This window comes from Phenylobacterium sp. (genome assembly GCF_035276905.1).
In the GTDB taxonomy this organism is placed as follows: domain Bacteria; phylum Pseudomonadota; class Alphaproteobacteria; order Caulobacterales; family Caulobacteraceae; genus Phenylobacterium.
The window spans coordinates 1-10,292 of sequence record NZ_DATELG010000287.1 but is presented as its reverse complement, the minus strand read 5'-3'; the positions used below and the strand labels follow the sequence as shown (position 1 = coordinate 10,292).

The following is a 10,292-nucleotide window of genomic DNA, read 5'->3' as shown; positions in this document are numbered from 1 at the left end:
GCCGCGCGGCGCTCGAAGCGCTGCTGGACCTCGGGTTCAAATCGGTGGCCGAGGGCCGCGCGCCGCACGCGGCCGACGAAAGCGCCGAAGCCACGCCGCTCTGGCGAGTCGCCAAGAGCCGCGCCAAGGCGTTCGTCGACTTCCAGCACGACGTCACCGAGGACGACGTGGCCCTGGCCGCCCGCGAGGGCTTTGTCTCGGTCGAGCACCTCAAGCGCTACACCACCCTCGGCATGGCGACCGACCAGGGCAAGACCAGCCAGCTGAACGGCCACGCCCTGCTGGCCGCGGCGACGGGCAAGTCGATCGCCGAGGCCGGGACCATCCTTTCGCGAGCGCCCTACGCGCCGGTCGCGATCGGCGCGCTCGCCGGCCATCACCGCGACGAGGACTTCCGCCCGGAGCGGCGCACCGCCAGCCACGTCTGGGCCGAGGCGATGGGCGCGACCTTCGTCGACGCCGGCCAATGGAAGCGCGCCCAGTGGTTCGATCGCCCGGGGCTGACAGACTGGCTGGAGATTGTGAACGCCGAGGTGGCGGCCGTTCGCGGCGGCGCCGGCGTCTGCGACGTGTCGACCCTCGGCAAGATCGAGGTGCACGGCGCCGACGCGGGCGTCCTGCTCGACCGGCTCTACGTCAACACCTTCTCGAACCTGCCGGTCGGGCGCGCGCGCTACGGGGTGATGCTGCGCGAGGACGGCTTCGTGCTTGACGACGGAACCACCTCCCGGTTCGCCGAGGATCGCTATTTCGTCACCACCACCACCGTGAACGCCGCGCGGGTGATGCAGCACATCGACTTCGCCCGGCAGGCGCTGTGGCCCGAGCTCGACGTGCAAGCGACTTCGGTGACCGAACAGTGGGCGACCTATGCCGTGGCCGGCCCGCGCTCGCGCGAGCTGCTGCAACGGCTGCTCCCGGACGAAGACCTAAGCAACGAGGGCTTCCCCTACATGGGTTGTCGCGAGTTCGTCTGGCGCGGCGCGCCGGCCAGGCTCTACCGGCTCTCGTTCTCCGGCGAGCTCGCCTACGAGATCAGCGCGCCCGCCCATCTCGGCGACGCCCTCGTCCGCGCCCTCTTCGACGCCGGCGCCGAATTCGACGTGCGCCCCTATGGGACTGAGGCCCTGGGCGTCATGCGCATCGAAAAGGGCCACGTCGGCGGCGGCGAGTTGAACGGCCAGACCACCGCGGCCGACCTGGGACTTGGAAAGATGATGTCGAAGAAGAAGGACTTCATCGGCCGGGTCATGGCCGCCCGCCCGGGCCTGACCGATCCCGAACGGCCGAGCCTGGTGGGCCTCAAGCCGGTGAGCGGCCGCGACCGCATACGGGCGGGGGCGCACCTGCTGGCCAGGGGCGCGGCGGCCGTCGCCGCCAACGACCAGGGCCAGGTCACCTCGGCCGCCTTCTCGCCGACGCTCGGCCATCCGATCGCGCTGGCGCTCCTCACTCGCGGCGCCGAGCGGCTGGGCGAGCGCGTCATCGTGCACGACCCGGTGCGCGGCGGCGACGTCGAGGCGGAGGTCTGCTCGCCGGTCTTCGTCGATCCGCAAGGAGAGCGGCTGCGTGCCTGAGGCCATCCAAATCGAAGAACGGACCGGCTTCGGCCTGGCGACGGTGATGGCGCGCAAGGGCGTGGCCGCCGAGGCGGTCGCGCGCGCCCTGGGCGTCCCGCCGCCCGTAGGCGCCGGCTGGACCAGCACGGGCGATCTGGCCCTGATCGCGACGGGACCCGGAACCTGGCTGGCCCTTTCCGCCGGCGGGCTCGAAACCCACGCCGCGCGGCTGCTCGAGGCGCTGGGGCCGATGGCCTCGGTCGTCGACCAGAGCGGCGGCTATGTGATCCACAAACTTTCCGGCCCCGGCGCGCGGACCGTGCTCCAGCGCGGCGCGGCCATCGACCTTCACCCCCAGGCCTTCGGGCCAAGGTCGGCGGCGGTCACCGTCATCTCCCACATCGGGGTCGTCCTGCGCCAGCTGGACGAGACCCCGGCCTACGAGGTCGCCGTCTTCCGCAGCTACGCCGCGTCTTTCCGACGCTGGCTCGATGCGGCGATCGCCGCCCTTTGAACACCCTTCCGCATTCATCGAGACGCCTGCCAAAGCCCATGACCGACGCCGCCTTCCTGCTCACGCTCAGCTGTCCGAACCGGCCGGGCATCGTCGCCCGCGTCACCGCCGAACTCTTCGCCTACGGCGGCAACATCGAGGAGGCGCACCAGTTCGACGACAAGGAAACGGGCCGCTTCTTCACCCGGATCGTCTTCACCCTGCCCCGGCGGGAGGACGCGGCCAGGCTGGTCGAGAGCTTCCGGCCGGTCGCCGAGCAGTTCGGCATGGACTGGCGCATCCGCCCGAAAGACGAGCGCCGCAAGGTGCTGCTGATGGCCTCCAAGTTCGACCACTGCCTGGTCGACTTGCTCTACCGCCGGCGGATCGGCGAGCTTGCGATGGACGTCGTGGGCGTGATCTCCAACCACCCGCGCGAGACCTACAACGCCGCCGACCTGGCCGATCTGCCGTTCCACTACCTGCCAGTGACGAAAGAGACCAAGCCGCAGCAGGAGGCCGAGATCAAGGCGATCGTCGAGGCGAGCGGGGCCGAGCTGGTGGTGCTGGCCCGCTACATGCAGATCCTGTCCGACGACCTGGCGAGCTATCTTTCCGGGCGCTGCATCAACATCCATCACTCCTTCCTGCCGGGGTTCAAGGGTGCGCGCCCCTACCACCAGGCCCACGCCCGCGGCGTGAAGCTGATCGGCGCCACCGCCCACTATGTCACCGCCGACCTCGACGAGGGCCCGATCATCGAGCAGGACGTCGAGCGCATCAGCCATCACGACACGCCGGACGACCTGGTTCGCAAGGGCCGCGACATCGAGCGGCGCGTGCTGGCCCGCGCGGTCGCCTTCCACGTGGAGGGCCGCGCCATGCTGAACGGCTCGAAAACCGTCGTCTTCCGGGACTGATCATGGCCCGACTGATCGACGGCGCGCGCCTGGCCGAACAGGTCAGGGCCGCCGTGGCCGCCGAGACGGCCAGCCTGCGCGCCACGGGCGTCACCGCTGGGCTCGCCGTGGTGCTGATCGGCGAGAACCCGGCGAGCCAGATCTATGTCCGATCCAAGGTCCGCCAGTGCAAGGCCGCCGGCATCGCTTCCTATGAGCACCGGCTGCCCGCGACGACGACCGAGGACGAGTTGCTCGCGCTCATCGCGCAGCTGAACGCCGACGAGGCGGTCGACGGCGTCCTGGTGCAGTTGCCGTTGCCGCCGCACATCGATTCCGATCGGGTGCTCGACGCCATCGACCCGCTGAAGGACGTCGACGGCTTCCATCCGGTCAACGTGGGGCGGCTCTCTATCGGGTCCGGCGGGCTGATCCCCTGCACCCCGCTCGGCTGCATGATGCTGCTGGACACTGTCGTCGAGAACTACCGCGGGATGAAGGCCGTGGTGATCGGCAAGTCCAACATCGTCGGCAAACCGGTCGCCATGCTGCTTCTGGAACGCGAGTGCACGGTGACCGTCACCCACATCGCCACGCGCAACCTGCCGGAGATCGTCCGCACCGCGGACATCCTGGTGGTGGCGGCCGGCTCGCCCGGGCTGGTGCGCGGCGACTGGGTCAAGCCCGGCGCGGTGATCATCGACGTCGGGATCAACCGCATCTCGACGCCGGACGGGAGCCGGATCGTCGGCGACGTCGCCTTTGAGGAGATGGCGCATGCCGGCGCCGTGACGCCCGTTCCCGGCGGGGTCGGGCCCATGACCATCGCCTGCCTGCTGCAGAACACGGTGCAAGCCGCGCGCCGGCGCCGCAGCCTGCCACGCGCCGCCTGACGCGGGCCGGCGCCGCGTGCTGCTTCGCGTGAGGCAGCATCTGCCGCAAGACCGGGCGCTGTCGTCGGCCATCCGTTTCTTACCGAGAAACTTTTCTTCCTTTTGATTGACGTAACGGTTCAGGCGCCCGACAAGGATCGAGACAGTCACGAGCGAGGGCTCAAAAAAGATGTGTGGGATTGTGGGTCTGTTCCTCAAGGACCCGACGCTCGAGCCCGAGTTGGGCGCGCTGACCGCGGCCATGCTGGAGGTGATGACCGACCGGGGCCCCGATAGCGCGGGCTTTGCGATCTACGGCGAGGGGCTGCCGGACCAGCGGAAGCTAACGGTCCGCGGCGCCGATCTGGACGGCGTCGCCGAGGCCCTCGGTCCGGAGATCGCGGGCGTGCTGCGCGACACCCATCTGGTGCTGAGCATCCCGGCGCTGGAGGAGTGCCGCGTCCGCGCGTGGCTCGCCGCTGAGCGGCCCGACCTTGCGGTCACCGGCGCCGGCCAACGCATCGAGCTCTACAAGGAGGTCGGCCTCCCCGCCGACGTCGCCCGCCGCTTCGGCCTGGGCGGGATGTCCGGCACGCATGCGATCGGCCACACCCGCATGGCCACCGAAAGCGCGGTGACGACCGCCGGCGCCCATCCCTTCTCGACCGGAGCCGACCAGTGCCTGGTGCACAACGGTTCGCTCTCCAACCACCGCAGCCTGCGCCGCACGCTGGAGCCGCAGGGCATCGAGTTCTCCACCGACAACGACAGCGAAGTGGCCGCGGGCTACCTGACCTGGCGGATGCGCCAGGGCGCCTCGCTCGCCCAGGCCCTGGAGAGCAGCCTGGAGGACCTCGACGGCTTCTTCACCTTCGTGGTCGGCACCGAGAACGGCTTCGCCGTCCTGCGCGATCCGATCGCCTGCAAGCCGGCGGTGATGGCCGAGACCGACCAGTACGTGGCCTTCGGGTCCGAGTACCGCGCGCTCGCGGGCCTGCCCGGCATCGAGAGCGCCCGCGTCTTCGAGCCCGAGCCCGCCCGCGTCTACGCCTGGGAGCGCCACTGATGCCGGTCGTCGACCTTGCCCGGACCAGCCGCCGAGACCTCAACGCCGCGTTGCACGCGCTCTCGCCGGAGACCAACGAGACCCACTGGCGCGTCGACAACCCGGGCGGCGAGCACGCGCTGGCCGTGGGGCTGAAAGCGCCGGTCGTCGTCGAGATCGCCGGCCACGCGGGCTATTACTGCGCCGGCATGAACCAGCTGGCGACCGTGGTCGTCGAGGGCAACGCCGGCGTTGGCGTCGCCGAGAACATGATGAGCGGCCGCGTCCACGTCAGAGGCGACGCCAGTCAATCGGCCGGCGCCACCGCGCAAGGCGGCCTCCTGGTGATCGACGGCGACGCCTCCGCGCGTTGCGGCATCTCGATGAAGGGCGTCGACATCGTGGTGAAGGGCTCCATCGGACCGATGAGCGCCTTCATGGCGCAGTCCGGCAACCTGGTGGTGCTGGGCGACGCCGGCGATGCGCTGGGCGATTCCATCTACGAGGCGCGGCTGTTCGTCCGCGGGACGGTGAAGTCGCTGGGCGCGGACTGCGTCGAGAAGGAGATGCGGGCCGAGCACCGCGACCTCCTGGGCCAGCTGCTGCGCGAGGCCGGCGTCGAAGGCGTCGAGGTCTCCGAGTTCAGGCGGTTCGGCTCCGCCCGCAAGCTCTACAATTTCCACGTCGACAACGCGGCCGCGTACTGAGGGCCTGACCGATGGACTCCAGCCACATCCCCCAGACCCTTCCCAGGCTGTCTGCGACCTTCGACCCCCACACCCTGTCGGAGATCCGCCGCGCGGCGGCGACCGGCATCTACGACATCCGCGGCGGCGGGGCGAAACGCGCCCTGCCCCACTTCGACGACCTGCTGTTCCTCGGCGCCTCGATCAGCCGCTATCCGCTGGAAGGCTATCGGGAGAAGTGCGCGACGGACGTCTGGCTGGGCACGCGCCACGCCAAGAAGCCGATTCACCTGAAGATCCCGATCACCATCGCCGGCATGAGCTTCGGCGCCCTGTCGGGCCATGCCAAGGAGGCGCTCGGCCGCGGCGCGAGCACGGCGGGGACCTCGACCACCACCGGCGACGGCGGCATGACTCCCGAGGAGCGGGGCCAGTCGCAGACCCTGGTCTACCAGTACCTGCCGTCGCGCTACGGCATGAACCCGGACGACCTGCGCAAGGCCGACGCCATCGAGATCGTCATCGGCCAGGGCGCGAAGCCCGGCGGCGGCGGCATGCTGCTGGGCCAGAAGATCTCCGATCGCGTGGCGCAGATTCGCAACCTTCCGAAGGGCATCGACCAGCGCTCGGCCTGCCGCCATCCCGACTGGACGGGCCCCGACGACCTCGAGATCAAGATCGAAGAGCTGCGCGAGATCACGGACTGGGAAAAGCCGATCTATGTGAAGGTCGGCGCCACCCGGCCCTATTACGACGTGGCGCTGGCGGTGAAGTCCGGCGCCGACGTGGTCGTGCTCGACGGCATGCAGGGCGGCACGGCGGCGACCCAGGACGTGTTCATCGAACATGTCGGCATCCCCATCCTGGCGGCGATCCGGCCGGCGGTGCAGGCGCTGCAGGACCTGGGCCTGCATCACAAGGTGCAACTGATCGTCTCCGGCGGGATCCGCAACGGCGCGGACGTGGCCAAGGCGCTGGCGCTCGGCGCCGACGCGGTGGCCATCGGCACAGCCGCGCTGGTGGCCCTGGGCGACAACGATCCGGCGCACCAGGCGGAGTACGAGAAGCTCGGGACGACCGCGGGCGCCTATGATGACTGGCATGAGGGTCGCGACCCGGCAGGCATCACCACCCAGGACCCCGCGCTTGCTTCCAGGCTCGATCCGGTCGCCGCGGGCCGCCGGCTGGCGAACTATCTCGCGGTGATGACGCTCGAAGCCCAGACGATCGCCCGGGCCTGCGGCAAGAGCCACCTGCACAATCTCGAACCAGAGGACCTGGTCGCCCTGACCATCGAGGCCGCAGCCATGGCGCGCGTGCCGCTCGCCGGCACCGGCTGGATCCCGGGATCGGGCGCTTTTTAATCCGCACCACAGAAATCTAAGCGCGGCGGCCGAAGGCCCCGCCGGGAGGACAAGCCGATGACCCTCAGCCTCGCCCAGGTCGCCAAAGACAGGGGAATCAAATACTTCCTGATCTCCTACACCGACCTCTTCGGCCATCAGCGGGCCAAGCTGGTGCCGGCCTCGGCGATCGAAGGCATGCAGTCCGCCGGCGCCGGCTTCGCCGGCTTCGCCACCTGGCTCGACATGACGCCGGCCGATCCGGACCTCTTCGCAAAACCCGACCCGGCAAGCTTCATCCAGCTCCCCTGGAAGCCGGAGGTGGGCTGGCTGGCCGCCGACCTCTGGATGGGCGGACAGCCCGTGGCGCACGCCCCGCGCAACGTGCTGAAGACCCAGATCGCCCGCGCCGCCGAACTCGGCTACCAGATGAAGACTGGCGTCGAGTGCGAGTTCTTCCTGATCCAGCCTGACGGCTCGGCCATCGCCGACGCGGCCGACACCCAGGCCAAGCCCTGCTACGACCAGCAGGCCTTGATGCGCCGCTACGAGGTGATCACCGAGATCTGCGACGCTATGCAGGCGCTGGGTTGGGGCCCCTACCAGAACGACCACGAGGACGCGAACGGCCAGTTCGAGATGAACTGGCTCTACGACGACGCGCTGATCACGGCCGACCGCCACGCCTTCTTCAAGTACATGGTCAAGTCGATCGCCGAAAAGCACGGCCTGCGCGCAACCTTCATGCCGAAGCCTTTCCTGCACCTGACCGGCAACGGTTGCCACATGCACGTCTCGCTCTGGAAAGAGGCCAAGAACGTCTTCGCCGATGCTGAACGTCCGGACGGCCTGTCGCCCGTAGGCTTGAACTTCATCGGCGGCCTGATCCACTCCGCCGACGGCCTCGCCGCCTTCCTCAACCCGACGGTCAACAGCTACAAGCGCATCAGCGCGCCCCGCACCACCTCGGGCGCGACCTGGTCGCCCAACTCCGTCACCTGGACCGGCAACAACCGCACCCACATGGTGCGCGTGCCCGAGGGCGACCGCTTCGAGCTGCGCCTCGCCGACGGGGCGACCAACCCCTACCTGATGCCGGCCGCCGTCCTGGCCGCCGGCCTCGAGGGCCTCCGCTCCAACCGCGACCCGGGGCCCAGGCTGGACATCAACATGTACACCGACGGCCACACCGTGCCGGATGCGAAGAAGCTGCCGCTCAACCTGCTCGACGCGCTGCGCGCGCTCGACGCCTCCGAACCGCTGAAGGCCGCGTTGGGCGAGGTGGTGCCGGCTTACCTGAAGCTGAAACACGCCGAGTGGAACGACTACGCGCGCCACCTCACCCAGTGGGAACGCGAGACCACCCTCGACTGCTAACGGGCGGCGTCGACGCGAGGTCCATGGCGCGATATTCGGTGCGGCATGGACACGGACGAACACCTCCAGCCGGACGATCTTGACCAGGAACGCGTCGAGGACGCGTTCCGCACGGGCTCATCGGCCCCAGCGGCGCCCGAGCGCAGTCTGGAGCGCGCCCTCGGCAATCAGATCCGCCTGCTGCGCCGCCAGCAGGATCTCTCGGTCGCCGACCTGGCCAGCGCCGCGGGCATCTCCAACGGCATGTTGTCGAAGATCGAGAACGGCGGGATCTCCCCCTCGCTCGCCACGCTGCAGGCGATCTCCAACGCGCTGCAGGTTCCGCTCTCATCGCTGTTCGCCTCGTTCGAGGAGCGCCAGGACTGCTCCTACGTGCCCGCCGGCCAGGGCGTCACCATCGAAAGGCGCGGCACCAAGGTGGGCCACGTCTACGAATTGCTCGGCCATGTGCTGCGCGGCGACGTGGTCGTCGAGCCCTACCTCATCACCCTGCGCGAGAACGCGGCCCCGCACACCAGCTTCGTGCACGGCGGGGTCGAATTCATCTACATGCTGAAGGGCGAGGTGCAGTATCGGCACGGCGCCCAGAGCTACCGGCTGCGCGAAGGCGACGCGCTTTTGTTCGACTCCAGCGCTCCACACGGGCCCGAGCGCCTGAGCGAGGGCGAGACCGTCTACCTGTCGATCATCGTCTACGCGCGCTCCCAGTCCTGAAGCCGCCGCCGGCCAGGCGCGCAAACGGGCGGCGCACGATGCGCCGCCCGCAGCCGGATGCCCTCCGGTGATCAGGGATGCAGGGTTTCCCCGTGCGAGGCCAGGTTGAGCCCTTCGAGCTCCGCCTCCTCCGCGACCCGAAGGCCGGTGGTGAACTTGCAGATCAGCAGGATCACCAGGCTGACCAGGCCCGCCCAGAGCAGGGTCGCCGAGACGCCGATCGCCTGCTTCACGATGCTGTGGCCCTGGGCCAGGCTGTTGACGCTCGGATCGGCCAGCACGCCGGTCAGCAGGGCCCCGGCGATGCCGCCGATGCCGTGCACGCCCCATACATCGAGGCTGTCGTCATAGCCGAAGGCGTGTTTCAGGAACACCGCCCCGCCGTAGCAGACCACGCCGGCGACCAGGCCGATGGTCAGCGCGCCGGTCGGATTGACGAAACCGCAGGCCGGCGTGATGGCGACCAGCCCCGCGATCGCGCCCGAGGCCATGCCCAGCAGGGTCGGCTTCTTGCGGTGGATCCATTCGATGAACATCCAGGTGGCGAGGGCCGCCCCGGTGGCGATCTGGGTGCTCATCATGGCGGCGCCCGCGAGCGTGCCCGCGCCCAGCGCCGAGCCGGCGTTGAAGCCGAACCAGCCGACCCACAGCAGCGCCGCGCCGACCGCCGTCAGCAGCACGTTGGTGGGCGCCATGTTGTCCGTGCCGTAGCCCTTGCGCTTGCCCAGCACGAGGCAGCAGACCAGGCCCGAGATACCGGCGTTGATGTGCACCACGGTGCCGCCGGCGAAGTCGAGCACGCCCAGGCCGCCCAGGAACCCCCCGCCCCACACCCAGTGGGCGACCGGCGCATAGACGGCCAGCAGCCACAGCGACATGAACAGCAGCACTGCCGAGAACTTCATGCGCTCGGCGAAGGCGCCGATGATCAGCGCCGGGGTGATGATCGCGAAGGTCATCTGGAAGCAGATGAACACCGATTCAGGTATGGTGCCGGCCAACGCGCTATGCGAGTCCGGTTTCACCGCGGCGAGCAGGAAATTGCTCGTCCCGCCGATGAACTTGTTCATTCCATCGCTGGCGTTGGAGGTGAAGGCCAGGCTGTAGCCCGCGATCATCCAGAGCACCGTCAGGATGCCGGCGATGGCGAAAGTCTGGGCCATGACGCTGATGATGTTCTTGCCGCGAACCATGCCGCCGTAGAACAGCCCCAGGCCCGGGACCATCATCATCAGCACGAGCGCCATCGAGGTCAGCATCCAGGCCGTGTCGCCGGTGTCCGGCGCCCAGGGCTTGGCGGGCGC

The 10,292-nt window shown here is 69.4% G+C and carries 10 protein-coding genes; 9 read left to right on the top strand and 1 reads right to left on the bottom strand.

From position 1 onward, the window contains the following. The 9 genes from VJS38_RS13510 to VJS38_RS13470 form a co-directional block, all read left to right on the top strand. A partial coding sequence (locus VJS38_RS13510) for a glycine cleavage T C-terminal barrel domain-containing protein (RefSeq protein ID WP_324088669.1) occupies positions 1 to 1,577 on the top strand: 1,577 nt, incomplete at its 5' end. After that, positions 1,570 to 2,073 (top strand): sarcosine oxidase subunit gamma, encoded by a 504-nt coding sequence (locus tag VJS38_RS13505; protein ID WP_324088668.1) that lies wholly within the window; start codon positions 1,570 to 1,572, stop codon positions 2,071 to 2,073. The genes VJS38_RS13510 and VJS38_RS13505, both read left to right, overlap by 8 nt. A 38-nt stretch (positions 2,074 to 2,111) precedes the next feature. Further along, complete coding sequence (gene purU / locus VJS38_RS13500; protein ID WP_324088667.1) at positions 2,112 to 2,972, top strand: formyltetrahydrofolate deformylase; 861 nt, start codon at positions 2,112 to 2,114, stop codon at positions 2,970 to 2,972. After that, positions 2,969 to 3,844: a bifunctional methylenetetrahydrofolate dehydrogenase/methenyltetrahydrofolate cyclohydrolase FolD gene (gene folD, locus VJS38_RS13495; protein ID WP_324088670.1), complete on the top strand. Its 876-nt coding sequence runs from the start codon at positions 2,969 to 2,971 to the stop codon at positions 3,842 to 3,844. The genes purU and folD overlap by 4 nt, the downstream gene beginning before the upstream one ends. A 181-nt stretch (positions 3,845 to 4,025) precedes the next feature. Then, on the top strand, positions 4,026 to 4,889 hold the full coding sequence (locus VJS38_RS13490) for a glutamine amidotransferase family protein (protein ID WP_324088666.1): 864 nt from the start codon (positions 4,026 to 4,028) through the stop codon (positions 4,887 to 4,889). Further along, complete coding sequence (locus VJS38_RS13485) at positions 4,889 to 5,575, top strand: hypothetical protein (RefSeq protein ID WP_324088665.1); 687 nt, start codon at positions 4,889 to 4,891, stop codon at positions 5,573 to 5,575. Before VJS38_RS13490 ends, VJS38_RS13485 begins: the two co-directional genes overlap by 1 nt. Positions 5,576 to 5,586: 11 nt before the next feature. Then, positions 5,587 to 6,918 (top strand): FMN-binding glutamate synthase family protein, encoded by a 1,332-nt coding sequence (locus VJS38_RS13480; protein ID WP_324088664.1) that lies wholly within the window; start codon positions 5,587 to 5,589, stop codon positions 6,916 to 6,918. Between the two features lie 57 nt (positions 6,919 to 6,975). Further along, positions 6,976 to 8,274: a type III glutamate--ammonia ligase gene (gene glnT / locus VJS38_RS13475; RefSeq protein ID WP_324088663.1), complete on the top strand. Its 1,299-nt coding sequence runs from the start codon at positions 6,976 to 6,978 to the stop codon at positions 8,272 to 8,274. 45 nt (positions 8,275 to 8,319) lie between these two features. Further along, complete coding sequence (locus VJS38_RS13470) at positions 8,320 to 8,988, top strand: XRE family transcriptional regulator (RefSeq protein ID WP_324088662.1); 669 nt, start codon at positions 8,320 to 8,322, stop codon at positions 8,986 to 8,988. A gap of 71 nt (positions 8,989 to 9,059) precedes the next feature. On the opposite strand, the gene VJS38_RS13465 is transcribed toward VJS38_RS13470, so the two are convergent. Further along, positions 9,060 to 10,292: ammonium transporter (locus VJS38_RS13465; protein WP_324088661.1), on the bottom strand; the 1,233-nt coding region annotated here is incomplete at its 5' end.